24 protein-coding genes are annotated in these 25,760 nt (G+C 67.1%); 12 read left to right on the forward strand and 12 right to left on the reverse strand.

From position 1 onward, the window contains the following. Nucleotides 1–24: 24 nt before the first annotated feature. From QXZ94_RS00400 to QXZ94_RS00420, 5 genes are read left to right on the forward strand one after another with little or no spacing between them, the layout of a single operon-like run. Nucleotides 25–903 carry an isocitrate lyase/PEP mutase family protein gene (locus tag QXZ94_RS00400; protein WP_315718745.1) on the forward strand — a complete coding sequence of 293 codons (879 nt, stop codon included), beginning with the start codon at nt 25–27 and terminating at the stop codon, nt 901–903. Next, entirely contained in the window at nt 900–2,633 is a 1,734-nt protein-coding gene (locus tag QXZ94_RS00405; RefSeq protein ID WP_315718746.1) for a hydantoinase B/oxoprolinase family protein, read from the forward strand. The genes QXZ94_RS00400 and QXZ94_RS00405 overlap by 4 nt, the downstream gene beginning before the upstream one ends. Continuing rightward, nucleotides 2,630–4,687 carry a hydantoinase/oxoprolinase family protein gene (locus QXZ94_RS00410; protein ID WP_315718747.1) on the forward strand — a complete coding sequence of 686 codons (2,058 nt, stop codon included), beginning with the start codon at nt 2,630–2,632 and terminating at the stop codon, nt 4,685–4,687. The genes QXZ94_RS00405 and QXZ94_RS00410 overlap by 4 nt, the downstream gene beginning before the upstream one ends. After that, nucleotides 4,684–5,298, forward strand: a complete 615-nt coding sequence (locus QXZ94_RS00415) for a cysteine hydrolase (RefSeq protein WP_315718748.1) — start codon at nt 4,684–4,686, stop codon at nt 5,296–5,298. The genes QXZ94_RS00410 and QXZ94_RS00415 overlap by 4 nt, the downstream gene beginning before the upstream one ends. Then, on the forward strand, nt 5,295–6,674 hold the full coding sequence (locus tag QXZ94_RS00420) for an FAD-dependent oxidoreductase (protein WP_315718749.1): 1,380 nt from the start codon (nt 5,295–5,297) through the stop codon (nt 6,672–6,674). The genes QXZ94_RS00415 and QXZ94_RS00420 overlap by 4 nt, the downstream gene beginning before the upstream one ends. A 1-nt stretch (nt 6,675) precedes the next feature. Here the strand turns inward: QXZ94_RS00420 and QXZ94_RS00425 are convergent, their stop codons facing one another. The 5 genes from QXZ94_RS00425 to QXZ94_RS00445 are packed head-to-tail and all read right to left on the reverse strand — an operon-like array spanning nt 6,676 to nt 10,642. Further along, a complete protein-coding gene (locus tag QXZ94_RS00425; RefSeq protein ID WP_315718750.1) occupies nt 6,676–7,443 on the reverse strand; it encodes an ABC transporter permease in 768 nt (255 codons plus the stop codon). Next, nucleotides 7,440–8,207 carry an ABC transporter permease gene (locus tag QXZ94_RS00430; protein WP_315718751.1) on the reverse strand — a complete coding sequence of 256 codons (768 nt, stop codon included), beginning with the start codon at nt 8,205–8,207 and terminating at the stop codon, nt 7,440–7,442. The genes QXZ94_RS00425 and QXZ94_RS00430 overlap by 4 nt, the downstream gene beginning before the upstream one ends. Beyond that, nucleotides 8,204–9,007, reverse strand: coding sequence for an ABC transporter ATP-binding protein (locus QXZ94_RS00435; RefSeq protein WP_315718752.1), 804 nt, complete (start codon nt 9,005–9,007; stop codon nt 8,204–8,206). The genes QXZ94_RS00430 and QXZ94_RS00435 overlap by 4 nt, the downstream gene beginning before the upstream one ends. A gap of 1 nt (nt 9,008) precedes the next feature. Beyond that, the gene (locus QXZ94_RS00440) at nt 9,009–9,707 is read right to left on the reverse strand and encodes a GntR family transcriptional regulator (RefSeq protein ID WP_315718753.1); all 699 of its coding nucleotides are present in this window, start codon (nt 9,705–9,707) and stop codon (nt 9,009–9,011) included. Beyond that, nucleotides 9,707–10,642, reverse strand: coding sequence for an ABC transporter substrate-binding protein (locus tag QXZ94_RS00445; RefSeq protein WP_315718754.1), 936 nt, complete (start codon nt 10,640–10,642; stop codon nt 9,707–9,709). Before QXZ94_RS00445 ends, QXZ94_RS00440 begins: the two co-directional genes overlap by 1 nt. A 98-nt stretch (nt 10,643–10,740) precedes the next feature. On the opposite strand from QXZ94_RS00445, the gene QXZ94_RS00450 reads away from it, so the two are divergent. Further along, nucleotides 10,741–11,730, forward strand: a complete 990-nt coding sequence (locus tag QXZ94_RS00450) for a fumarylacetoacetate hydrolase family protein (RefSeq protein ID WP_315718755.1) — start codon at nt 10,741–10,743, stop codon at nt 11,728–11,730. 50 nt (nt 11,731–11,780) lie between these two features. Beyond that, on the forward strand, nt 11,781–12,557 hold the full coding sequence (locus tag QXZ94_RS00455; RefSeq protein WP_315718756.1) for a cyclase family protein: 777 nt from the start codon (nt 11,781–11,783) through the stop codon (nt 12,555–12,557). 262 nt (nt 12,558–12,819) lie between these two features. Here QXZ94_RS00455 and QXZ94_RS00460 read toward each other — a convergent pair whose 3' ends face one another. Together QXZ94_RS00460 and QXZ94_RS00465 are read right to left on the reverse strand one after the other, a co-directional pair. Beyond that, nucleotides 12,820–13,428: a heme-binding protein gene (locus QXZ94_RS00460; protein WP_315718757.1), complete on the reverse strand. Its 609-nt coding sequence runs from the start codon at nt 13,426–13,428 to the stop codon at nt 12,820–12,822. A 994-nt stretch (nt 13,429–14,422) separates the two neighbouring features. Beyond that, nucleotides 14,423–15,868: a short-chain fatty acyl-CoA regulator family protein gene (locus QXZ94_RS00465; RefSeq protein ID WP_315718758.1), complete on the reverse strand. Its 1,446-nt coding sequence runs from the start codon at nt 15,866–15,868 to the stop codon at nt 14,423–14,425. Nucleotides 15,869–16,062: 194 nt separating this feature from the next. Here QXZ94_RS00465 and QXZ94_RS00470 point away from each other — a divergent pair, with 194 nt between their 5' ends. Further along, the gene (locus QXZ94_RS00470) at nt 16,063–16,269 is read left to right on the forward strand and encodes a hypothetical protein (protein WP_006612464.1); all 207 of its coding nucleotides are present in this window, start codon (nt 16,063–16,065) and stop codon (nt 16,267–16,269) included. A gap of 254 nt (nt 16,270–16,523) precedes the next feature. Then, nucleotides 16,524–17,075 (forward strand): hypothetical protein, encoded by a 552-nt coding sequence (locus tag QXZ94_RS00475; protein WP_315718759.1) that lies wholly within the window; start codon nt 16,524–16,526, stop codon nt 17,073–17,075. 59 nt (nt 17,076–17,134) lie between these two features. Here the strand turns inward: QXZ94_RS00475 and QXZ94_RS00480 are convergent, their stop codons facing one another. Next, nucleotides 17,135–18,019, reverse strand: coding sequence for a metallophosphoesterase family protein (locus tag QXZ94_RS00480; RefSeq protein WP_172131805.1), 885 nt, complete (start codon nt 18,017–18,019; stop codon nt 17,135–17,137). A 124-nt stretch (nt 18,020–18,143) separates the two neighbouring features. Between QXZ94_RS00480 and QXZ94_RS00485 the strand changes: the two genes are divergently transcribed. From QXZ94_RS00485 to QXZ94_RS00495, 3 genes are all read left to right on the forward strand, one after another. Next, nucleotides 18,144–18,668 (forward strand): NUDIX domain-containing protein, encoded by a 525-nt coding sequence (locus QXZ94_RS00485; protein ID WP_315718760.1) that lies wholly within the window; start codon nt 18,144–18,146, stop codon nt 18,666–18,668. Nucleotides 18,669–18,716: 48 nt separating this feature from the next. Then, entirely contained in the window at nt 18,717–19,649 is a 933-nt protein-coding gene (locus QXZ94_RS00490; RefSeq protein WP_172110869.1) for a glycosyltransferase family 2 protein, read from the forward strand. 103 nt (nt 19,650–19,752) lie between these two features. Next, entirely contained in the window at nt 19,753–20,925 is a 1,173-nt protein-coding gene (locus QXZ94_RS00495) for a M20 aminoacylase family protein (protein ID WP_315718761.1), read from the forward strand. Nucleotides 20,926–20,934: 9 nt separating this feature from the next. Here QXZ94_RS00495 and QXZ94_RS00500 read toward each other — a convergent pair whose 3' ends face one another. The 4 genes from QXZ94_RS00500 to QXZ94_RS00515 all read right to left on the reverse strand — a co-directional run bounded on the left by QXZ94_RS00500 (nt 20,935) and on the right by QXZ94_RS00515 (nt 25,717). After that, on the reverse strand, nt 20,935–21,993 hold the full coding sequence (locus QXZ94_RS00500) for an AraC family transcriptional regulator (RefSeq protein ID WP_315718762.1): 1,059 nt from the start codon (nt 21,991–21,993) through the stop codon (nt 20,935–20,937). Nucleotides 21,994–22,138: 145 nt separating this feature from the next. Then, entirely contained in the window at nt 22,139–23,545 is a 1,407-nt protein-coding gene (gene eat, locus QXZ94_RS00505) for an ethanolamine permease (protein WP_315718763.1), read from the reverse strand. After that, nucleotides 23,538–24,320, reverse strand: coding sequence for an ethanolamine ammonia-lyase subunit EutC (eutC, locus tag QXZ94_RS00510; protein WP_315718764.1), 783 nt, complete (start codon nt 24,318–24,320; stop codon nt 23,538–23,540). The genes eat and eutC overlap by 8 nt, the downstream gene beginning before the upstream one ends. After that, nucleotides 24,317–25,717, reverse strand: coding sequence for an ethanolamine ammonia-lyase subunit EutB (locus tag QXZ94_RS00515; protein WP_315718765.1), 1,401 nt, complete (start codon nt 25,715–25,717; stop codon nt 24,317–24,319). Before QXZ94_RS00515 ends, eutC begins: the two co-directional genes overlap by 4 nt. Between the last annotated feature and the right edge of the window lie 43 nt (nt 25,718–25,760).

A 25,760-nucleotide genomic window follows, 5' to 3' on the forward strand; every position in this document is an offset into this window, starting at 1 on the left:
TCTGAGACAAACAAGGAAACGACAATGAGCCTGAGATCCACTCTGGCATCAGCCGAGCCGACGATCGCGCCCGGCGTGTACGACGCGCTGACCGCGAGCATCGCCGCCGAGGCCGGTTTCAAGGCGCTGTATCTGACCGGTGCCGGCATCGCCTATACCAAGCTCGGCCGTCCCGACATCGGCCTGGTGTCGATGATGGAGGTCGCCGACACCATCGCCATGATCCGCGACCGCGTCGAGATCCCTCTCGTCGTCGATGGCGACACCGGCTTCGGCAATGCGCTCAACGTGCAGCGGACGATCCGGCTGTTCGAACGCATGGGCGCCTCCGCGATCCAGCTCGAAGACCAGACCACGCCGAAGCGCTGCGGCCACCTGACCGACAAGACCGTGATCAGCGCCAGCGAGATGGTCGGCAAGATCAAGGCCGCGCTCGATGCGCGCCAGTCATCCGAGACCTTGATCGTCGCGCGCACCGACGCGCTGGCGATCGAGGGCATGGAGGCCGCGATCGAACGCGCCGAGCGTTACGCCGAGGCCGGCGCCGACGTGCTGTTCGTCGAGGCGCCGAAGAGCAGCGAACAACTGTCGGCCATCGCCGGCCGGCTGGCGTCGAAGCGGCCGCTGCTCGCCAATATGGTCGAGGGCGGCTCGACGCCGATCCATGCGGCGTCAGAGCTCGGCGCGCTCGGCTTCAAGCTCGTGATCTTCCCCGGCGGCATCGTCCGCGCGCTCGCCTTCTCGGCGCGCGCCTACTATCAGTCGCTGGCGCAGGCCGGCTCGACCAAGCCGTTCGCCGACCGCATGCTCGATTTCGCCGGCCTCAACGCGATGCTCGGCACCGCCGATATCCTGGCCAATGGCGCCCGCTACGCGGCTGATGACGAGGGGACGCGGGCATGACCACCTTGGATCCGATCACACTTGCGGTGCTGAAGGGGCGGCTGGAGCAGATCGCCGACGAGATGGACGCGACGCTCTATCGCTCCGCGTTCAATCCGACCATCGCCGAGGCGCGCGACGCCTGCCACGGCATCTATCACGCCACGACCGGCGACACGCTGGTGCAGGGGCAGGGCGGTCTGCCGATCTTCGTCGGCGCGATGGCCTTCGCCGTGCGCGCCGTCATCGCCAAGGTCGAGAAGGAGGGCGGGCTCGAGGAGGGCGACACCTTCATCTTCAACGACCCCTATGACGGCGGCACCCATCTCAACGACTTCCGCCTGGTGCGTCCGGTGTTCCGCGACAACAGTGTGTTCTGCTGGATCGCGTCGGTCGGCCACTGGCTCGACATCGGCGGCAACGTCGCCGGCGGCTACAATCCGAAGGCGGTCGAAAGCTTCCAGGAAGGCATGCGCATTCCCCCCGTGAAGCTGATCGCCGCGGGACGCATGAACCACGACATCCTCGGCATCATCGAAGCGAATTCGCGCGTGCCGATGTCGAACTGGGGCGATCTCAACGGTCAGCTCAACGCGCTCGATCTCGGCGAACGCCGCCTGCGCACGCTGCTCGACGATTATGGCGACAAGACCGTCTCCGATGCGTTCGAGGCGTTCTCCGACCGTGCCGAAACCTTGATGCGCGCCGCGATCGCCTCGCTGCCCGACGGCACCTATTCGTTCGAGGACGTGCTCGACAATGACGGCATCGTCGATGTGCCGCTGACGGTCGCGCTGGACGTCACCATTGCCGGCGACACGATGACGCTCGACTTCACGCGCTCCTCGGCGGCCTGCAAGGGCCCGATCAACATCTCGCGCTCGACCACGATCGCGGCCTGCTACGTCGCGCTGAAGCATGTGTTCACCGAGGTGCCGGCCAATGCCGGCTGCCTGCGGCCGATCTCCTTCGCAATCACTGACGGCTCGCTGCTCGCAGCCGGGCCGCCCAAGCCGGTCGCGGGCTATACCGAGACCATCCTGCGCCTGATTGGCGTCGTGCTCGGCGCGCTCGCCAAGGCCGATCCGTCGCGCGCGACCGCCGCGCCATTCGGCACCATCAACGCGCTGTCGATCGCGGGCCATCGCAAGGACAACAGCCGTTTCGTCATGTTCTCGTTCTTCGGCGGCGGCCTCGGCGGCAATCCCGCCACCGACGGCCTCAACCACGCCAACAACCCGATCTCGACCGCGACCATTCCGCCCGTGGAGATCTTAGAGGCAGCCTATCCCGTCATGTTCACGCAATGGGCGTTGCGCCCGGATTCCGCCGGCGCCGGCACGCATCGCGGCGGCGTCGGTGCCGTCTATGAGGTTGAGCTGCTGGCCGATGCCGACGTGGCGCTGCTCGGCGAGCGCGGCAAGGCGGCGCCGTTCGGCGTCGCCGGCGGCGGCAGTGCTGCGCTCAATCATTTCGCCTGGCAGACGGAGCAGGGCGAGGCCAGCCCGCCGATGGTCTCGAAGATCACCGATCTGCATCTGAAGGCGGGCAAGCGCGTGCGCCTGGAGACACCAGGTGGCGGCGGCTGGGGACCGCCGGAGGCGCGGCCCGTCACCGACGTCGCGCACGACGTCGCGCTTGGCTTCGTCTCACGAGCGCAGGCGCGCGAGGTCTACAAGGTCGCGATGACGGCTGACGGTGCGGTCGACGAAGCCGCGACGCGCACGCTCCGCGCAGGAGGTGCGGCATGAGCAAGCTCGGCACCATCGTCGGCGTCGACGTCGGCGGCACCTTCACCGATCTGTTCTACTTCGATGAGGCGAAGCGCAGCTTCCGCACCAACAAGGTGCCGTCGAACCGCGGTGACGAAGCGGTCGGCTTCCTCGAAGGCCTTCAGGGCTTCGGCGCTGTCTCGCATCTCACCTCGATCGTGCATGGCACGACCGTCGGCACCAATGCGCTCTTGGAGCGCAAGGGCGCGCGCATCGGCCTGATCACGACGCGGGGCTTCCGCGATGTGCTCGAGATGCGCCGCCGCGACCGCCGCAACACCTGGGGCCTGTGGGGCGACTTCGTTCCCGTCGTCGAGCGCGACATGCGCGCCGAGGTCGACGAGCGCGTGCTGTCGGACGGCACCATCCGGACCGCCGTGGACGTCGCGCAGGTCGAGGCCACCGCGCGCGAGCTCTTGGCCAAGGGCGCGCAGGCGCTGGCGATCGTGTTCGTCAACGCCTTCGCCAATCCCGACAATGAGCGCCGCGCGCTCGAAGCCGTGCAGGCGATCTGGCCGAACGACAATGTCGCGTGCTCCAGCCAGATCCTGCCGGAGATCCGCGAGTTCGAGCGGACCTCGACGACGGCGCTGAATGCCTATCTGCAGCCGGTGGTCGGCTCCTATTTGCAGAAGCTGCAGAATGCGCTCGCCGGCGAGGCGTTTGACGGCCGCTTCCACATCGTGCAGTCCAATGGCGGCGTGATGTCCACCGACGCGGCGCGGCGCTTCCCGATCCGCACCGCGTTGTCCGGTCCTGCGGCCGGCGTGATCGCTGCGGCGGAGATCGCCAAGGCGGCGGGCTTCCCCAATGTCATCACCGGCGATCTCGGCGGCACCTCGTTCGACGTCTCGCTTGTGGTCGACGGCGCGACGTCGCTGGCGGCGCAGACCACGATCGATTTCGGCCTCGTCGTGCGCACGCCGATGATCGAGATCACCACGATCGGCGCCGGCGGCGGCTCGATCGCCCATGTCGATGCCGGCGGCCTGCTGCAGGTCGGCCCGGAGAGCGCGGGCTCGCGGCCTGGTCCCGTCTGCTACGGCGGAGGCAACGACCGCCCGACGCTCACCGATGCCAATGTCGTGCTCGGCCGCATCAATGCGGACCGGCCGATCGGCGGCAAGCTGAAGGCGCTCGACGTCGAGGCGGCCAAGCGCGCCATTGCCAAGCATGTCGGCGAGCCGCTGGGCCTCGGCGTGATGGAGGCGGCGGAAGCCATCGTGCGCATCGCCGACAGCAAGATGGCCGGGGCCATCAGGCTGATGTCGATCGAGCGCGGCCATGATCCGGCGCGCTTCGCGGCGGTGCCGTTCGGCGGCGGCGGCGCGCTGCACGTCTCGGCGCTGATCAAGGATGTCGGGCTCAAGGCGGCGCTGGTGCCGCGCTATCCCGGCGTCACCTCGGCGCTCGGCTGCGTCATCGCCGACATCCGCCACGACCAGGTGCAGACGCTCAACATGTTCCTCGACGGTCTCGACATCGCGGCGCTGACGCGCTGGATGCAGTCCGAGGCCGAGCACGCGCAGGGCGTCGTCAAGGACGCGCGGCTCGCGGTCGAGCGCATCGACACGCTGTTCGAACTCGACATGCACTATGTCGGCCAGACCCACACCATCCGCGCGACCTTGCCGGCGGAGATCCGCGACGGCGTCATCGCGTTGACGGTCGAGGACGTCCGCAAGGCGTTCGAGACCGCCTATCAGAAGAGCTTCAGCCGCCTGTTGCCGGGCGTGCCGATCAAGATCGTCAACCTGCGCACGGCGGCGATCGGCGTGCGCCCGCGCTTCGACCTCGCAACGCTCGCGCCTGACAGCAGCGCCGATCTCGGCAAGGCGAAGCTCGGCAGCCGCAACGCCTGGTTCGACGGCCAATGGTGGGACACGGCGATCTACGCCCGCCTCGATCTGCCCGTCGGCACCGAGGTCGCGGGCCCCGCGATCCTCGAGCAGCCGGATGCGACGACGGTGATCGCGCCCGGCTTCAAGGCGCGGGTGGACCAGTTCGGCAACGTCATCGTGGAGCGGACATGAACGATCACACCATTCCCGCCGCGCAGAGCGCGCTGCTGATCGTCGACCTGCAGAACGACTTCCTCGATCCCAAGGGCGCGTATGGCCGCGCCGGGCAGACGGCGGCGGACATCGCCGCGCTGCCGCCACGGCTGAAGCCGTTCGCGGGTCTGATGCGGTCGAAGGGCGGCTTCGTGATCTCGACGCAGTTCACCTTGGTGCCGGGCAAGGGCGGCGAGCCGATGATTTCGCCGCACCTGAAGCAGTTGCGGCCGTTCCTGGCCAAGGGCGATTTCCTGCCGGGCGCCTGGGGCCATCAGCTCGTCGACACCTTGCAGCCCGCCGACGTCATGATCGAGAAGATCGCGTATTCCGCGTTCTACATGACCCGGCTCGAATGGGTGCTGCGCAAATGCGGCATCGAAAAACTCTATGTCGCCGGCATCGTCACCAATGGCGGCGTAGCCTCGACGGTGCGCGATGCGCATATCCGCGACTTCGAGACGGTGGTTCTGGAAGACGGCTGCGCGGCGTTCACCGCGGAGACGCATGCGACCGCAATCGCGGCGCTGAAGCCGGTCTGCCGTGTTGCCTCGATCGCGAAGGCGATGACGGAACTGGCGGCGTCATGAGCTCGGTCGAGACGATCGACCGCACGCTCGAGTTCTCGGTCGATTGCCTGATCATCGGCGCCGGCGCGGCGGGACTCGTCGCGGCGCTGTCGGCGATCGAGAACGGCGAGAGCGTGCTGGTGCTGGAGCGCGATGCCGTGCCGCAGGGCTCGACGGCGCTGTCGGCCGGACTCATTCCAGCCGCTGGCACGCGCTGGCAGGCAGCGCTCGGTATCGACGACAGCCCCGCGCGCTTCGCCGCGGACATCATGCACAAGGCGCATGATGAACCGGATGCTGTGCTGGTGAAGCTGGTCACGACGACGATCGGTCCGACGCTCGAATGGCTTGCCGACCGGCATCAACTGCCGTTCTCGCTGGTCGATAACTTCACCTATCCCGGCCATTCGCGCTATCGCATGCACGGTCTGCCGAGCCGCGCCGGACGCGAACTGATCGACCGGCTGCGCACAGCCGCAGAGGCGGCGAGCATCGATATCCTCTGCGATGCGCATGCGACGACCTTGCTGGTCGATCGCGCGCAGCGCATCGTCGGGATGCGCTTCACGCGGCCCGATGGCAGCAGCGACGAGATCGGCTGCCGCCGCCTGATCCTCGCTTGCAGCGGCTATGGCGGCAATCCGGTGCTGGTCGCCCGGCACATCCCCGACCTGGCGAGCGCCACCTATTTCGGCCACGTCGGCAACCAGGGCGATGCGCTTGTTTGGGGCGAGCAGCTCGGCGCGGCGACGCGCCATCTCGGTGGTCATCAGGGCCACGGGTCTGTCGCGCATCCCGCCGGCATTCTCATCAGTTGGGCCACCATTACAGAGGGCGGCTTTCAGGTGAACGCCAACGGCGAGCGTTTCTCCAACGAGGCCTCGGGCTATTCCGAACAGGCGGCCAACGTGCTCGCGCAGCCGAACGGAATCGCCTGGACCATTTTCGACGTGCGCATCGCCGGCATCGCCGCGCAGTTCGAGGATTTTCGCAACGCCGTCGCGCATGGCGCGGTGCTCGAAGCGGACGACATCGCGAGCCTCGCCGCAGCGATGCGCGTTCCGGCCGAGGTTCTTGCGGCGACATGCGAAGAGGTGAACGAGGCCAAGGCGCAGCAGCGCACCGACCGCTTCGGCCGCAGGTTCGCCGGCGTGCCGCAACTCGCGTCGCCCTATCGCGCCGTGAAGGTCACCGGCGCGCTGTTCCACACCCAAGGCGGCCTCGTCATCGACGACCACGCGGGCGTGCTGCGCGAGGACGGCACCGCGATCGACAATCTGTTCGCGGCCGGCGGCGCCGCCTGCGGCGTGTCCGGCGCCGATGCCTCCGGCTATCTCTCGGGCAACGGCCTGCTCACGGCCGTCGCGCTCGGCCGCGTGGCAGGGCTGGCGCGCTGAGCTAGCGCCGCGCGGCCTGCCAGCGCAGCAGCCGGCTTTCGGCGGCGCCCATCGCGAGCGCGGTGACGTAGCCGATCACGCCGAGCAGCATGACGCCGGCGAACAGGTCGGCGGAGCGGAACGCGCGGGCCGAGAGCAGCACCCATTGGCCGAGGCCGTCGAGGCCGGCCAGCATCTCGCAGACGACGGCAAGGATCAGCGCCACCGTGAGGCTCAGCCGCATGCCGGCGAGGATGTCGGGCGCCGCCGACGGCAGCGCGATCTTGAAGACGACCGCGAGCCGCGACATGTGCAGCACCCGCGCCACCTCGTAGAGCCGCGGCTCGACCGCGCCGAATCCGTGGATGGTGCCGAGCAGCAGCGGCCACAGCGATCCGAACGCGATGACGAAAAGCGCCATGCCCTGCGACAGGCCGAGCGCCGCGATCGCGACCGGGATGATCGCCGACACCGGCAGCGGCCGCAGCAGCTCCAGCGTTGGCGCAACGTAGAGGCGGATCGCCTTGGACGAGCCGATCATCGCGCCGAGCGCGATGCCGGCGATCGAGGCGAGCAGCCAGCCATAGGCCATGTGCGCCAGTGTGCCCACGAGCTTGGCCAGCAGATCTCCGCTCGTGAAGCCGCGCATCAGCGAGGCCCAGGCGCGATCCGGGCCGGGCAGGAACACGGGCGACACCCAACGCTGGTCGGCCGCGAATTGCCAAAGCGCGATGACACAAGCCGCGACGCCGAAGCTGGCGAGGCGCCAGCCGAGGACCGACCATCTCATCCGCCGTCTCCGATCAGTGCCGCGCGGCCGAACAGCGTCCTTTGCGCCGTCATCAGCGCGGTGTTGAGCACGAAGCCGGTGACGCCGATCCACACCAGATAGGCCAGCATCAGGTCCGGCCGCAGCGCCTGCTGGGCGGTCATGATGCCGGCGCCGAGGCCGAGCGGATTGATCGCGATCTCCACCGTGACGGCAACGATCAGCGCGATGCCGGCGGCGAGCCGGAAGGCGAGGAAGATGCGGGGCAGGGCGGCGGGAATGACGATCTTCCTGATGCGGTCGAGCTGCGTCAGCCGCAGCACGCGGGCCACCTCGATCAGCCGCGGCTCGATGCCGCCGACCGCGGCGCGGGTCATGATCAGCACCGGCCAGACGCAGGCGAAGGCGACGATCGCGATCTCCATGCGATAGCCGAAGCCGAGCGCGATCAGCGCGATCGGCAGCAGCGCGACCGATGGGATCGGCCTGACCGCCTCGATCGTGACCTCCATCAGCCGGTTGAAGATCTGGGAGAGGCCGAGCGCGATGCCGAGCACCAGCCCGATGGCGCCGCCGATGATGAGGCCGGCGAACGCCGACGCGAGCGTGTCACGTGTCGCGATCAGCAGCGAGCCGTCGGTCAGCGCGCCCGCAAGCGCGAGCGCGATCGCACTCGGCGGCGCCAGCGAGTCGCTCTGCACGGCCGCAAGCCGCATCCCCGCCTCGAATGCGAGCAAGGCCGCGAGCGGCAGCAGCACCGGCTTGATGCGCTCCGGCATGCTCATTCGCTCGCCTTGATGAAGTCGAACAGCGCACGGCGCAGCCGCAGGAATTCCGGATGCTCCCGCGTCGCCAGCTGGTCGCGCGGCCGCGGCAGGTCGACCGTCAATTCCAGGCCGACGCGGCCGGGATGCGGCAGCAGGCCGACGACGCGGTCGCCAAGATAGATCGCCTCTTCCAGATCATGCGTGACGAACACCACGGTGGCGCCGGTCGAGGCGACCAGCGCCAGCATCTCGTCCTGCAGGCCCTGCCGCGTCATCGCATCGAGCGCGCCGAACGGTTCGTCCATCAGCAGCACTTTCGGATCCTGGGCGAGGCAGCGCGCGATCTGCAGCCGCTGCTGCATGCCGCCCGACATCTCCGTCGGATACTTCGCCGCATGGCCGGCGAGCCCGACCTTGGCCAGCAGCTCGGTGATGCGCGCCTCGCGCTGCTGCGCGCGCATGCCGATCGTCTCCAGCGCCAGCGAGATGTTGCCGGCTGCGGTGCGCCACGGCAGCAGCGCCTTGCCGTAGTCCTGGAACACGACCGCGATCTCGCGGCGGGGCGCGCGCATCGGCTCGCCCTCGAAGCGCACGCTGCCGCCCGTCGGCTGATACAGCCCGGCCGCGAGCCGCAGCGCCGTGGTCTTGCCGCAGCCGGAGGCGCCGACCACGCACAGGATCTCGCCGGCCGCGACCTCCAGGCTGATCGTGTCGATGATCGCCTTGCCGCCGAGGGTCAGCGCGACATTGTCGAACGCGATCTGCGCGCGCGCAGGCGAGGGAGACGATTGCACCAAAGCGAGGGCAGGCTCTGCCATCTCATGCTCCCTTCGATTGCGGATAGACGATCTCGACGGTGGAGCGCAGGTGCGCCTCGAGCCTCGCCTGGGCGGCCGCGGCGTCGCGCGCGAGTATCAGCTCCGCCAGCGCCTCGTGCTCCCTGATGAAGCCGCTGCCGTCGTCGAAGCTGCGCATCATGACGCGGCGATAGCGATAGGCCTGGTCGTAGAGATCGGAATGCGCGGCGAGCAGGCGGGGTGATCCGCAGGCCTCCAGCAGGGCTGTATGGAACGCCTTGTGCAGCCGGTCGAACTCCGGCGCGCCCTCGCGAAACTCGCTCTGCATGCGCTGGATGTAACGGCGCATCTGATGCAGCGCGGCGATGATGCCGGCCTCCCAAGCATCGCCGCCGCTCTGCATCGCGAGCCGCAGCGCCTCCTTCTCCACTACGGTGCGCATCCGCGTGATGTCGACGAGATCGTCGCGACTGACCTCGGCGACACGAAAGCCGCGCTGGCCGGTGCTGTTGATCAGGCCGCGCGACACCAGCCGCGACAGCCCCTCGCGCAGCGGCGTCGGCCCGATCTCGTAGCGCTTGGCGAGCTCGACGATGCCGAGCCGCGAGCCGGGGGCGAGCGTGCCCGCGACGATGTCGCGCTCGATCAGCGCGGCGGCGCGCTCGCTCAGCGTGTCGCCGCTCGTCGTCTCCGTCTGCAGGATCGGGGTCGGTGCCGTCATCAGTTGAGGATCAGCTTCTTGAGGTCGAGCTTGCCCTGTAGCATCTTCTGCGCCGCCATGATGTCGATCCACCAGGCGAGCTGCTCCGGCTTCAGCACCGGCTCCGCGTAGTTCGGCGTCGTCAGCTTGACCAGGTCGAGTGGCTGCTTGGTGAACTTGGCGATCGCTGCCGAGGCCTTCTCGCGATCGTTGTTGACGATCTGGGCTGCCTCGGCGATGGCCGCGCGGAATTTCTTCACCGTCTCGGGATTCTTGTCCGCCCATTCGCGCGACGCCGCATAGAAGATGATCGGCTCGGTACGGGCGAGCTCGGCGGCATAGCGCGCGCCGACGGTGCCGAGATTGGCGTTGGTCATGCGCATCACGAACGGCTCGGCGGTCAGCACCGCGTCGACGCCGCCGGATTTGATGGTGTCGGCCATGGTCGGGAACGTCACCTCGACGAAGTTCACGCTTTTCGGGTCGACGCCCTTCTCGACCAGCCATTTCACGAACAGCACGTGCAGGAAGGCGCCGATGCCGGGCGCACCGATCTTCTTGCCCTTGAAGTCCTGCGGACTGGTGATGGTGACGCCGTTGCGCACGAAGGCGGCGATGGCGTCGTTCGATGTCTTGTTCATGATCGAGGCGCCGGAGACCGCGACGAGATCGAGCCCGCCATCGGCCGCCTGCAGGAACACCGTCGAGGTCGGCCCGCCGATCTGGATCGAGTTGGACAGGATGGCGGCGGGAATGTTCGAGTTGATTCCGATCAGCACCATCTCGGCGTCGAGGCCGTGCTTCTTGAACAGGCCCTCATCGACCGCGATCATCGCGGAGGCGCAGTCGGATGTCGCGGTGCAGCCGATCTGGATCTTCTCCGCCTGAGCCGCCGTGGATATCAGCGCGAACGTCAGCACCGCGCCGACAACAGCATCCATGAGCCGATGACGCATCGTTGACCCCTCCCTGGGCGCCCCGTCCCGGACGCCTCTTGTTTATCGATATTTTGTATGTTTGTATATTTTCAGACAGAACACAAGGGGAGGACGGCGTGAAGCTTGCGACATTTCGAGCCGAGGGCGGAGAGCGGATCGGCATCGTGCATGCCGGCGATTCCAAGCTTTTCGACCTCGCCGGGGCGGCCGACCGTGCCGGCCGGGCCAATCCGGCCTTTGCCTCGATGCTATCGCTGATCGATGCCGGCGAGGCGGGGCTCGACTCCGCGCGGGCGCTGTTCGAGAGGTTCGGAAGTGATGCGGACCTGTCGCGCGACGTCGCCGGCGCGGAGCTGCTCGCCCCGGTGCCGGAGCCGCGGCAGATGCGCGACGGCATGTCGTTTCCGCTGCACATCCTGCAGGCGCCGCGGGGGCAGCGGAAGCTTGCAGCACGCCAGCGCGGCGATACCGACGAGCTCGCGCGCATCGATGCCGAGCCGCTCGGCGACTTGCCCGAGGTCTACCGCAAGGTCCCGATCTTCTACATCACCAACCGCTTCAGCGTGCGCGGCCCCAACACGACCGTGAAATGGCCGCGCTACAGCAAGGTGATGGACTACGAGCTGGAGTTCGGCATCATCACCAAGGGGCGGGGCAAGGACATTCCGGCGGCAACGGCGCGCGACCACATCTTCGGCTTCACCATCTTCAACGACTTCTCCGCGCGCGACACCCAGCGCATCGAGATGGACGGCCGCCTCGGCCCGTCCAAGGGCAAGAGCTTCGACGGCGGCAACGTCATGGGTCCGTGGATCGTGACGCCGGACGAGATCGGCGATCCCTATCGGCTGAAGATGGAGGCGCGCGTCAATGGCGAGGTCCGCTCGCGCGGCGTCAGCGAGGGCATGCTGTTCCCGTTCGAGGAGCTGATCGCCTATATCAGCAAGGACGAGACCTTGATGCCCGGCGAGTTCATCGGCTCCGGCACGGTCGGCAATGGCTGCGGCCTCGAACTCGGCTGGTATCTCGAGCATGGCGACGTGATCGAGCTCGAGGTCGAGAAGATCGGCATCCTGAAGAACAAGGTCGAGCGGCAGGACGTCTGATTCTGCGGCCGACGATAACAACCAAGAAAGATGCAAGAGAGAGGACCCCCATGGCCCGCAAGCTGATCGACATCTCCGTGCCGCTGCAGAACGACGTGCCGGCCGACCCGCCGGGAGCGCACCCGACGATCCAATATATCGACCACCAGCAGGGGCTGCCGCGCATGCTGCAGTTCTTCGACGGGCTGAAGGCCGAGGACCTGCCGGACGGGCAGGGCTGGGCGGTCGAGCAGGTCAATCTCTCGACCCATAACGGCACGCATCTCGACGCGCCCTGGCACTTCCACCCGACGATGAACCGCGGCGAGCGCGCCTGGACCATCGACGAGGTGCCGCTGGAGTGGTGCATGCAGCCAGGTGTGAAGCTCGACTTCCGGCATTTCCCGGACGGCTATGTCGCGACCGCCGCGGACGTCGAGGCCGAATTGAAGCGCATCGGCCACACGCTGTCGCCGCTCGAAATCGTCGTGGTCAATACCGCGGCCGGCGCCCGCTACGGCCAGGCGGACTACGTCAACACAGGCTGCGGCATGGGCTACGAGGCCACCATGTATCTGCTCGAGCGCGGCGTGCGTCTGACCGGCACCGATGCCTGGAGCTGGGACGCGCCGTTCGTGTTCACGGCAAAGAAATACGCCGAGACTCATGATGCCAGCCTGATCTGGGAAGGCCACAAGGCGGGCCGCCACATCGGCTATTGCCATATCGAGAAGCTGCACAATCTGGAGCAGCTGCCGTCCACAGGCTTCGCCGTGTCGTGCTTCCCGGTGAAGATCGAGCGGGCGTCCGCGGGATGGACGCGCGCGGTGGCGATCATCGACGGGTGAGCCATCCCGGCTCAGCCCGGACGCTGCAACCTCTCCCCGCCCTTCGCGGGGAGAGGTCGGATGGCGCAGCCATCCGGGTGAGGGGCATGGCACGTGCGAGGCCCCGCTTCCAGGTCCATCGGACGGGTATGCTCGCTCCAAGACGGATGCAAGATTTCTGGACCGAAAAAGCAACACCACCCGCGCCGCTGCCCCTCACCCCAGCCCTCTCCCCGTGAAGGACGGGGAGAGGGAGCGGACTGATGCTGGGAAGAGAGTATTCCTAACAACTACACGCCAGCATGATCTCATTCCGCCGCAGCATCGGCAGGGTCCAGGGCGGGTTGTAGAAGGCGAGCAGCGGTGCCCCTGAGACGATGATCCCCTGGCTCTGCGCGTAGTCGCGCAACTCGCGGGTCTTGTCGGCCAGAATGCCGTCGGAATACGAGCCCGAGAACGTCAGCGCGATCATGCGCTGAGCCGGCAGCGGCGTCAGCTTGATCCTCGCATCGGCCGGCGGCGGCAGGGTGTCCAGCGACCAGTTCGACGGCATCACGAAGCTGACGCTCCAGCGGTCGCTGCCGACGCCCTCCGCAGGCGCTGTGGCGGCCTGTTGCTGCACCGGCGCAGTCATCGCGATCTTGGCCTTGCCCTGGTTGGCGCCGAAGATGTAGCCGCCGATGATGCGAAAGCCTTCTTCGATCGCCGGCTTGCGCGCACCTTGCACCTCGGCCTGCGCGATGATCATCGGCGCATAGGCGCGGATCTCGAATGCACCGTCGCGCCTCACCACGTCATATCTCGGATGTTCGACCCGGCTCATGATCGGCCCTGCGGCGATGGCGGCACCGGCCAGGGCGAGCACGACGAGGCCAATCGACCAGACCAGCATGCGGCGTCTCCTCGATGTTGGCCTCTCGGTCATGGCGGTGGCCCGTCAGGTTGGCACTCACCAGGAAACGAGGACGAGAGGCCAACGGATCAGGTCGTAAGGTTCGTCCGTGCCATCCTTCGAGGCGTCCGCCGCTTGCGAGCGGCAGGCGACCCGACGGGCGACTCAGTGGAAGCGCGAGGATCAAGTGCACCGCTGAGCCGCCAACGGCCCGGCCCCGCGACACCGCTTCGAGGACTGCACCGAAAGCGAAAATTCCGTAGCGCCCTCAGCGCGATCATCTCTGTCCAGATGCCGCTGCAAAAATTTCCTTGTTTCGCTTTTACGGAAATCGTGCTCTCCTTCCTGCATCCCGCCTCATGCAGAGGGACGTACGCGTCGTCACGATACGGAGAGGCGGGGAGCGGTGGCCGCGGGTCTGTCAGGCGCTGTTGCGCAAGACGACTGGCAATTCGCGGACGTTCAAGCCGTGTGGTCCTGGTGCCCCGAAGCTGGCGCCAAGCTCGTTGCCGACCTGACGTGTCGCGCGGGCGACGGGGGCAATCAAGCCGGTCCCCGGGGAGAGCGCGGAGCAGACGTTAAGACCATCGCGCAGGGAAGGCCGGGATGTTCCAGCCGAACCTGTGGTTCCTGCCCCGTGCATTTCTTTCGCACGGGGGCCATGGGGGCGGCGGGCTCCCGGTCTTCCCTGCGCCCTCTGTTCGAAGAGGGCGAGCTGATAGCAAAGCTCGGGTGCAGATGCGCCGCGAGAAAGTGGCTGCATGAGTCTCCGCACCAAGTCTCTGCGCGTCATGAGTCTCCGCACCGCGCGTCTCTTCGTCGGCGCATTGTTCTCGCCGCGTCATTGCAAGCGGGGATAGTAGCGGTGCTACAAACTCGGAGTCATTCCGGAGCGCGCGCAGCGCGAACCCGGAATCCATCGGGCCGCGGGCTGTACTGCAAAATGGATTCGCGCTGCGCGCGCCCCGGAATGACGGAGGAGAGAGTGGGTGTTTCACAACTCCCTTGCATTGCTGAACGCGAACGAGCTGACGCGGCGCGTGGTCTCGTCCAGGATCAGCGTGCGCGTGATCGGCGGCTCGGCGCGCTGGGCGCAGTTTTCGCGCTCGCAGAGCCGGCAGTTGACGCCGATGGGCGTGCCTTCGGCCGTCTCCAGGTCCATGCCGGCGGCATAGACGAGGCGCGAGGCGTGACGGATCTCGCAGCCCAGGCCGATCGCAAAGCGCGGCTGCGGCATCGGGTGCGGCGCGACCGGGCGCCGGACCATCTGGGCGATCGAGAAATAGCGCGAGCCGTCCGGCAGTTCGATGATCTGCTTCAGCAGGCGGTCGGGCGTGTCGAAGGTCGAATGGACGTTCCACAGCGGACAGGTGCCGCCGAACTTCGAGAACGGGAAGGTGCCCGAGGAGAAGCGTTTGGAGACGTTGCCGGCGCTGTCGACGCGCAGCATGAAGAACGGAACGCCGCGCGCGTTCGGGCGCGACAAGGTGGTGAGGCGGTGGCACACCTGCTCGAAGCCGGTGTTGAAGCGCTGCGCCAGCACGTTGATGTCGTAGCTCAGCGCTTCCGCCGCGGCGAGGAACGGCGCATAGGGCATCATCACGGCGGCGGCGAAGTAGCTCGCCAGTGTCATGCGGTAGAGCCGGCGCGAGGTGTCGTCGAGTGCGCCGGCGCGGCCGATGATGACCTCGAACTGTGGCAGGCATTCCGCCATGCCGAGCTGAAACGCGAGCTGGAAGGTGCGGCCGGGCCCGTCGACGAGCTCGGAGATCAGCAGCTGGCGACGATGGCGGTCGTAACGGCGCAACGTCTCGCGCATGACGTCGACCGGCATCACGCGGGTCTGCACCGAATGTTTCTCGCGCAAGCGCGCAGCGAGCGCGGCATACAGTTCTTCGGCCGGGACGTCGAGCGCGTCGCGCAGGCTTTCGGCCTGCTGCTCGAACTCGGCGAAATAGTTGCGGTTGGCCTCGATCAGGTCGCGTACCCGCTCGATCGGGTTGGCCTCGAAATGCCCGCCCGCGTTGCGGTCCGCCATCTGCGCCGCGACGAGCGTCTCGCCGCGGCGGGCTTCGGCATAGGCCGCGTACAGCCGCTGCAACGCGTGGGTGACGCCGGGGCACAGCTCGGCGAGGTCGCGCAGCTCCTGCTTGGGCAGCTCGATCTGCCGGAACAGGGGATCGGAGAAGATCTCGTTGAGCTCGGCGAAAAAGCGGTCCTCGTCGGCGGTGGCGAGATCGCGCAGATCGAGGTCATAGACCTCGGCCAGCCGCAGCAGGATCTGGGCGCTCACCGGTCGCTGGTTGCGCTCGATCAGGTTGACGTAGCTCGGCGAGATGCCGAGCCCCTCCGCCAACTGAGTCTGCGACAGGCCCAACTGCTGGCGGATGCGGCGGAAGCGCGGCCCGACGAACAGCTTCTTTCCGGACTCACCGGGCATGGCGATCTCCCGCAGGCCGACCGGCCTGGATTTGTGACAAAATTTACAAAATGACATTTATGACAAGTGATGATGTTACATGACATCACCATTCGAAAACAAGGCCTCTATACGAAACTGCCGGTTTCGCGTTTATCTCTGGTCACGCAAATCGCAATGCACTGTCAAAGTTGTGACGGTTGAAGGAGGGTCTCATGACCAGCAATTTCTGGGTGATCGGCGGCGAGTTCGGCTCGATGAATTTCCACAAGCTGGTGGAAGGATCGGCCCAGGTGAAGGGGCCGTTCAAGTCGCGCAAGGAGGCCGAGGATTGCTGGCGCGAGGTGTCCGAGGAGAACCGCCACAAGGCCGGCGTGCGCTTCTCGATCGTCGAGGAGCCGCAGCGCGCGCCGGCGGCCTGACCGCCGATCGGGAATGCATTGCCGGGTATTTGAATAAAGCTCGAGGAAGAGCCCAAGGACGGGGCGGTCTCAGCCGGGTCATACCGGAGGGGGCCGCCCACGTCCGTTTTGCAACCATCATCTGAGCGCGGCTGATTATCTCAGCGTGCGTATAACCCTTTGAAGACAAATGGGGTTTGCGGAATACTGGGTTACTGATAGGTTAATCGGAGAAATCCTGGCGAAACCAGGGCCGAACCGTGAAAGCGTCAGCGATGTCCGAGGCCCCCGACAGCAGCACCGAACCGCGTCCCGTGCGTCTGCGCGAGGCGCTGCGCCAGGCCCGGATCGAGGCCGCAGACCGAACGGGCGTCGTGGTCGATCTGCGCGATGCCGAGGTGGCGCGGCTCGAGATTCTCAACGAGGCGCTCGATCCGCTGTTCGCCGAAGTGCCGAACCAGATCGATCTGTTCGATCGCGGCATCAGCCAGGGCGAGACGCCGCGGCTGTGGATCGACGTCGTCGCTCATGTCGTGATGGGGCGCGACAAGCGGCAGTATCGCTTCGTCCAGGACACCCGCAACGGCCGCATCGTGCTCGCCGAATCGCACGACATCGGTGCGATCGTGAAGGCGGTGACCGACTACGTCGCCCGCCGCATGGTCGAGCGCGAACGCGCCTTCAGCGTTGCCCGCATCCAGGCTCAGGCGATCAGCGAGGTGCCAAGGCGCGGGCGAGTCTGGCCGTTCGTGCTCGGCTTCGTGCTCGGGGTGCTGTCGCTGTTCGGCTACGCGCTCTACGAGAGCCTGAAGCCGATCAGCTTCTGACGCATGATCCGCAAAAGTCGAGACCGGTTTTCCGATCGGATCATGCGCAAACAAAAAGATCAGATCAGGCGAATCTGGCGGATCTCGCGGACGCGCTGCGCATCGTTGACGCCGCGCACGGTCATGTCGCAGCGCCAATGATTGCCCTCGGGCGCAATGGCGAAGATGTTGTAGGCCGCAGCCGGGGTGTGGCCATGCGCGAGCGAGGACGCAGAGGGCACACCGACAACCGGAATCTTGCGCTCCGGGCCGTCGATCCAGATGGTCGAATGCACGTGATCGTGGCCGTGCAGGACCAGTTCGACGCCGTGACGCGCGAGCAGCGCGATGAGGTCGCGGGCGTCGGTGAGCCGCTTCATCCGATTGGCCGACCGCAGCGGATGATGCACCAGCAGCACGCGGAACAGCTGCTCACGCGCCAGCGATTCCAGCAGTGGTTCCAATGCTGCGAGCTGGGCGCTGCCGATCCGGCCCGTCGCCATGAACGGGGCCGACGGCACGGCCGAGGAGAGGCTGATCAGTGCCAGCGGCCCGCGCCGGCGCAGCGACGGGAAGCTCGCCGGGCTGACGCCGTCGCCGCCGAAATAATCGGCGAAGCTCTCGGCGAAGCGCAGCCGGGTCGAGCGGACGTAGGCGTCGTGATTGCCGGGAATCGCGGTGACCTTGTCCGGCGGCCCCACCGTCCGGAGCCAGGCCTGGGCGAGCGGAAATTCCGATTCCAGCGCGAAATTGACGAGGTCGCCGGTGACCGCGATCTGGTCCGGCATCTGCGTGTGCAGATCGGAGATCAGCAGATCGAGAATATCGCGGCGGTGATATTTGTAGCGGTTGCGAGTCCAGTTGAGATAGCCGAGCGCCCGCTTGCTCGCGAGCTCGGACAATCGCGGCCGCGATTGCGGGGCGAGATGCGGGTCGGACAGATGGGCGAGCGTAAACGCGGCCATCACTGGTCCCGGAGCCGATGGCGGATGCGTGCGCGCTCAGCTGTCATGTCGTGCTATCCCTCATGCTGGCGCTCTCATGGCAAGCCCGGCCTTCGAGCGCAAGACCAACCGGGGATGACCAGAATTGACGACAGCACAGCTCAGCAGGTTGCGGATCCGGTTCGAGCCGGTGCTCCGGCGCGGATTCCACCTCTATTGGCGCTTCGCCCGCGGCATGACGCTCGGCGTCCGCGGCGTGGTGCTGGATGCCGAGAACCGGGTGTTCCTGGTCCGGCACGGCTATGTGTCGGGCTGGCACCTGCCGGGCGGCGGGGTCGAGGTCGGCGAGACCTTCATCGAGGCCCTGAGCCGGGAGCTGTTCGAGGAGGGACGGATCGCGCTCGAAGGCGAGCCCGAGCTGCACGGCATCTTCCTCAACAGCCACGTCTCGCCGCGCGACCACGTCGCCGTCTTCGTTATCAAGGGGTTTACGCAGGACCGGCCGCCGGAGCCGAACCACGAGATCGTCGAGACCGGCTTTTTCGCGCGCGATGCGCTGCCGGAGGGGACCACACTCGGAACGCTGTCCCGCCTGCGCGAGGTGCTGGATGGCGTTAAGGTCATTCCCACATGGCGGCCCGAACAGGCCGTGGCGGCCCGCTCATTATGAGATTCTGCACCGAATGCGGGCAATCTCCCGGCCATGGGAGACGGGTCAATGAGTTCACCATCGATGCGGATCGCCGTGCTGGTGCCCTGCTACAATGAGGAGGCGGCGGTCGCGACCGTGGTCCGCGACTTCAAGCAGGCGCTGCCGACGGCTGTCGTCTATGTCTACGACAACAATTCGAAGGATCGGACGGTCGAGGTCGCCCGCGCCGCCGGTGCCGAGGTCCGCGGCGAGCGGCGGCAGGGCAAGGGTCACGTCGTCCGGCGCATGTTTGCCGATATCGATGCCGACATCTACGTGCTGGTCGACGGCGACGCGACCTACGATGCGCCGAGCGCGCCCGGCATGATCGAGCGGCTCGTCAGCGAACGTCTCGACATGGTGGTGGGGCTGCGGGTCGACCAGGAGCAGGCCGCCTACCGGATGGGTCATCGCACCGGCAATTGGATGCTGACGAGCTTCCTCGCCGAAGTGTTCGGTCAGGCCTTCAAGGACATCCTGTCGGGCTACCGCGTGTTCTCGCGCCGCTTCGTGAAGTCCTTCCCCGTGCTGTCCGACGGCTTCGAGATCGAGACCGAGCTCACCGTGCATGCGCTGGAGCTGGCACTGCCGGTGGCGGAGATCGCGACGCCGTATTACGCGCGGCCGGAAGGGTCCGTGTCCAAGCTCAACACTTGGCGCGACGGCTTCCGCATTCTCAATACCATCCTCAAGCTGTACCGCTCGGAGAAGCCGCTGCGCTTCTTCACCGCGATCGGCATCTTCCTCGCGCTCATCTCGATCGGCTTCGCCATCCCGATCCTCGTCACCTACATCGAGACCGGGCTGGTGCCGCGGCTGCCGACCGCAGTGCTGTCGATGGGCCTGATGATCATGGCGCTGCTGTCGGCCTCATCCGGGCTGGTGCTCGACACCGTCACGCGAGGGCGGCGCGAGATGAAGCTGCTGGCCTATCTGTCGCAATCACCCGTCGGAGGCTGACCTGCGCATCGAGATGCCGCCATTGTCCGGTCGAAGCTTGTGTCGACCGGCCGTTCCGGCCATGGTTCGGGCTTCAATGTCCTGAACGAGAACGCCGTCTCCCATGCCCATCCTGAACAGCATCGCCGCGCTCACCGACGACATGGCGGCCTGGCGCCATGATTTCCACGAGCATCCGGAGCTGATGTACGAGGTGCACCGCACCGCGGGCATCGTCGCCGATCGGCTGCGCGAATTCGGCTGCGACGAGGTGGTGACGGGGATCGGGCGCACCGGCGTGGTCGGCGTCATCCGCGGCCGCAAGACGAATTCCGGCCGCATCATCGGCCTGCGCGCCGACATGGACGCGCTGCCGATCGAGGAAGCCTCGGGCGTGCCCTATGCGTCGAAGACGCCGGGCCTGATGCATGCCTGCGGCCATGACGGCCACACCGCCATGCTGCTCGGCGCTGCCAAGCATCTCGCGGAGACGCGCAATTTCGACGGCACCGCGATCGTGATCTTCCAGCCGGCCGAGGAGGGCGGCGCCGGCGGCAAGGCAATGGTCGATGACGGGCTGATGACCCGCTGGGGCATCCAGGAGGTCTACGGTCTGCACAACGCGCCCGGCGTGCCCGAAGGCGTGTTCGCGCTGCGGCCGGGCCCGATGCTGGCCTCGTCGGATCAGCTCGAGATCACCGTGCACGGCAAGGGCGGCCATGCCGGCGCCGGCGTTCACAAGGCGGTCGACAGCGTGCTGATCGCCGCGCATATCATTACCGCGCTGCAGTCGATCGTCTCGCGCAACGTCGATCCGGTCAAATCCGCCGTGATCTCGATCTGCGTGGTCGAGGCCGGCAAGGCCATGAACGTCATCCCCGAGACGGTTGAACTCAAGGGCACGGTGCGCACGCTCGATCCCGACGTCCAGGACCTGGTCGAGCGTCGCATCGCCGAGGTCGCCGACGGCATTGCCCGCACCTATGGCGGCGCGGCCACGACGAAATACACGCGGCTCTATCCGATCACGATGAACCATGCGCGGGAGACCGGCATCGCCGCCGATGTCGCCCGCGATGTCGTGGGAGTCGAGCGCGTCGTCGACAACGCGCCGCCGCTGATGGGCGCGGAGGATTTCGCCTTCATGCTGCAGGCCCGTCCCGGCGCCTTCGTCTTCCTCGGCATGGGCGACGGCATGGATTGCCATCACCCGGCCTATCGCTTCAACGACAACGTTCTCGGCCACGGCGCGTCCTATTGGGTGCGGCTGGTCGAGAAGACGATGCCGGCTGGCTGACGACACGCATCAGCTGCGTGGCGCCGGCCGGGACTGCTGGCGCCACTGCCGCGGGCTGCAACCGGCCCAGCGCGCGAAAGCGCGGGAGAACGCCGAGGCCTCGGAATAGCCGAGCAGGAAGGCGACATCGCCGAGCGGCAGATGCGCCTGGCGCAGATAGTGGCGGGCGAGATCGAGCCGTGTCGCCTCGACCAGATCGGAGAAGGTGGCGCCGAACTCGGCCAGACGGCGCTGCAGGGTCCAGGGCGTCGTCGACAGCGCCTCGGCGACCTCCTCGAGATGCAGCGCACCGGCAGCCAGCCGCCGCCTGATCTCGCCGCGCACCAGGTCGAGGAACGCCGGCGTGCCGCAGGAGCCGGCGACGCCGGCGAGATCGGTCGTCAGCCGTTGCAGGCGTGACAGATCGGCCTGCGGCATCGCACGATCCAGGTCGCGGTCGCGAAACACCAGCGCGTTGGTGCTTTGCGACCATCCGGCCTCCGCATCGAACGCAGTCTCATGATCGCGCCAGGCAGGAGGCCGGGCGTGCTCGAACAGCACCATGTCAGGGGCCCAGCCCGACGGCAGGCAGGCGCGGAACACGTTCGCGAACATGCCCATGGTCAGCTCGGCGTCCTGCCGACGATCGACGATCGAGCCGTCGAGGATGCGATATTCGAGCCGGAGAAAGCCGTCACGGCGCGTGAGGCGGGTCTCGGTGGCCTGCTGATGCCAGGGAAACCACAGCGCGAGGTGCTCGATCGCCGAGCCGAGAGTGGGAGCTGCCAGTGCAATCTCGCCGATCAGACCGAGCATCTGCGGCCGGTAAGCCTGGCCGAACCACAAGCCGAAATTGTCATTGCCGGTCTCCTGCGCGGCGTCCTCCATCATCGCCACGTAGTCGGCGAGATCGAGCGCGCGGCGGGTCTGGCCGAGGCAGTCGGCATCAATGCCGACGCGCTCGAACACGGCTTCCGGGCGGCCTCCCGTCTCGGCGATGAACTCGGCGACCCCGGTCGCGGCAGCGGCCAGAATGTTGCGGCTGCGATCCCGCGAAGGCTCGCGTTCGGCTGCAAGAGGCTGTGCCATGAATCCTCGCCTTTGAGGACGTACGCCGTCGGTTGACACCTCGTAGTTATGCAAGTCACATGCCTGCCGAAGCAGTCACTCGAGCCCTCCGCGTGGGGAGCCGCGGAGGGCTTGTCACGATCTGATACCGCGCGCGCCGGGCCGATCAGTCGGCCAGGGCGCGGGCCTCGGTCAAGGCGATGTCGAGCAGATTGTCATTTGCCGCATTGCTGCGCTTGCCCGCCGTCAGACGATAGAGCAGCAGGCCGGCGGCGAACAGCACCAGGAAGGCCGCGAACACCTGCAGGTTGAACCAAATCATCGTGAGCAGCGACAGCGTCGCGCACACCAGCGCCACGGCCGGAACCACCGGGTAGAGCGGCGCCTTGAACGGCCGGACCAGATGGGGCTCGGTCGCACGCAGGCGGAAAAGCGCGGCCATGCTCATGATGTACATCACGAGCGCTCCGAACACGCTCATGGTGACGATGTTCGCGGTGAGCGTCTGCCCGGCGAACTGGATCAGCTCGTCGGAGAAAATCGCGGCGATGCCGATCACGCCGCCGGCGATGATCGCCCAATGCGGCGTGCGGCAGGTCGAATGCAGCGTCGCGAGCTTGGCCGGTAGAAAGCCGGCGCGCGACAGCGCGAAGATCTGCCGCGAATAGCCCATGATGATGCCGTGGAACGAGGCGATCAGGCCGAACAGGCCGATCCACACCAGCATGTGCAGCCAACCGGAATTCTCGCCGACCACGATCTTCATCGCCTGCGGCAAGGGATCGTTGATGTTGGCGAGCTTGCTCCAGTCGCCGACGCCGCCCGCCATGATCATGGTGCCGAAGGCGAGCACGACGAGGGTGAGGATGCCGGCGATATAGGCAAGTGGGACCGTCTTGGTCGGATTCTTCGTCTCCTCCGCGGCCATGGCCGCGCCTTCGATCGCCAGGAAGAACCAGATCGCGAAGGGTATCGCGGCGATGATGCCTCCGAGGCTGGTCAACGTGAACGTGCTCTCGCCGGCCCAGCCATTGGCGGCGAAGTTGGCGAAGGAGAAGCCGGGCGACACGACGCCCATGAACACCAGCAACTCGGCGATCGCCAGGATCGTCACGAACAGCTCGAAGGTCGCAGCGATCGAGACGCCGGCGATGTTGAGCGCCATGAACACCACATAGGCGCCGAGCGCGGCGGTCTTCGGCGACAGTGCCGGAAACTGGACGTTGAGATAGGCGCCGATCGCGAGCGCAATGGCGGGCGGGGCGAACACGAACTCGATCAGCGTCGCGAAGCCTGCGACGAAGCCGCCGAGCGGACCGAAGGCGCGGTAGGAATAGGCGAACGGACCGCCGGCATGCGGGATCGCCGTGGTCAGCTCGGTGAAGGAGAAGATGAAGGTCGTGTACATCACCGCGATGAAGATCGTGGTGACGAGAAAGCCGAGAGTGCCGGCCTTGTCCCAGCCATAGCTCCAGCCGAAATACTCGCCGGAGATCACGAGCCCGACCGCGATGCCCCAGAGATGGAGTCCGGTCAGGCTCTTCGAAAGCGTCGGTTTGGTCTCGTCACTCATGTCCACGCGCTCCTGTCGGTTTGTGATGGGTGATAGATGATGGTTGTGCCGTCGTCGGGAGCGCGGCGTCCGGGGCCGCCTCCTTGAGGCCGATGCCGGTGACGCCGATCCGCAGTGCTTCGTGCACCAGCCACGCGAGCTTGTCGGCGGCGCGCTCTGTCGAAAGTCCGTGGCCGTGAATGTTGGAAATGCAGTTGCGCGCGCTGTCACGCAGGCCCGGTGCCGGTTTGAATGAGAGATAGACGCCGAGCGAGTCGGCCGCCGACAGCCCCGGTCGCTCGCCAATGAGGACTGCGACCAGCCGGGCTCCCATGGCGGCACCGACATCGTCGCCCAGCGCCACGCGCGCCTCGGAGGCGAGCACGACCGGACCGACCGTCAAGCCCGACAGCTGCGCCTCGGTGGCGATCACGACCTCAGCCGCATGGCTTTCGACCGCATCCGCCGACAGCCCGTCGGCAATGATGAAGACGAGATCGAACGGGCCCGACCGCAACTTCGCTGCTTCGCCGGCGGCAAGACGGCGGCCGAGGTCGGGCCGGCGGAGATAGCTGGCGCGGTCCGACGCGGCGCTCGCGACCTTGATCACTTCGCGCGGCGCCAGGGCGTCGGCGATGCCGTCGAAATCGACCTTGCCCCACACGGCATCGCGCGCGAGCGCATGCGCCATCTGGAATTCGAGCTTCGCGGCGGTCGGCAGCCCGTCGCCGGAACGCCCGAGCGCGACGCGGGCGCGCGTCATCCGGCGCAGCATCTCGAACGCATCGTGCCTCATGCGCGCGCTCCATGGCCGATCAGCCGGGCCACGGCCGGTGCGCTGCCCGGCAGCGGCGGCACGCGGCCAAAGTCGTCGAGCAGGCCCATGCGCGCCAGCCAGGCCTCGAACTCCGGCGCCGGGCGGCGGCCGAGCAGATGCCGCAGCCGCATCACGTCGTGATGCGACAGGCTCTGATAGTTGAGCATGATGTCGTCGGCGCCGGGCACCGCGATCAGGAAATTGACGTTGGCCGCCGCGAGCAGCAGCGCCAGATCATCCATGTCGTCCTGGTCGGCTTCGGCATGGTTGGTGTAGCAGACGTCGCAGCCCATGGGCACGCCGAGCAGCTTGGCGCAGAAATGATCCTCGAGCCCGGCGCGGATGATCTCCTTTGCGTCGTAGAGATATTCCGGGCCGATGAAGCCGACGACGGTGTTGACCAGCAGCGGCGAGAACGCGCGTGCGACCGCATAGGCGCGGGCCTCGACGGTCTGCTGGTCCAGGCCGTGATGCGCGTCCGCCGACAGCGCGGCGCCCTGGCCGGTCTCGAAATACATCAAGTTGCTGCCGATCGGGCCGCGCTTCAGCGACAGGGCCGCCTCCTGCGCCTCGGCCAGCAGCGCCAAGGTCACGCCGAAGCCGGCATTCGCGGCCTCGGTTCCGGCGATCGACTGGAAGACCAGATCGAGCGGGGCGCCGCGTTCGATGGCCTGGATCGAGGTCGTGACGTGGCTCAGCACGCAGGATTGCGTCGGCACCTCGAATTTGAGCCGGAGTTCGTCGAGCATCGTCAGCAGGCGGATGCAGGCGTCGACATTGTCGGTGGCAGGGTTGATGCCGATGACGGCGTCACCCATGCCGAACAAGAGGCCGTCCAGCGTGCCGGCCGCAATCGCCAGCGGATCGTCGGTCGGATCGTTGGGCTGCAGCCGCGACGACAGCCGCCCCTCAAGCCCGATGGTGGAGCGGAAGCGCGTCACCACCCGGCACTTCGCGGCAATGGCGATCAAGTCGCCATTGCCGCAGATTTTCGACACCGCGGCCACCATTTCCGGCGTCAGGCCCGGCGCGAGCGCAGCCAGCCGGCTGGCATCCGCCTCCCAGGACATCAGCCATTCGCGCAGCTCGCCGACCGTCAGCGCGGCGATGGGCGCGAATGCGGCGTCATCGTGGCTGTCGAGGATGAGGCGGGTGACCTCGTCGCTCTCATAGGGAATCAGCGGGTCGTCGAGAAATCGCCGCAGCGGCACGTCGGCCAGCGCCATCCGCGCCGCCACCCGCCGCGCGGCGCTGTCGGCTGCAATGCCGGCCAGCTCATCGCCGGACCGGCGTGGCGAGGCGCAGGCCAGCAGCGCTCCGAGATCGTCGAACACATGCGTTTCGCCGCGATGGCGCGACCGGAATCCACCCGTCATCTTCGACCTGCCGCTCGTGCTGCGTCAGAGCGCTCCTTGGCCA

This window comes from Bradyrhizobium sp. SZCCHNS2022 (genome assembly GCF_032377575.1).
Lineage (GTDB): Bacteria > Pseudomonadota > Alphaproteobacteria > Rhizobiales > Xanthobacteraceae > Bradyrhizobium > Bradyrhizobium aeschynomenes.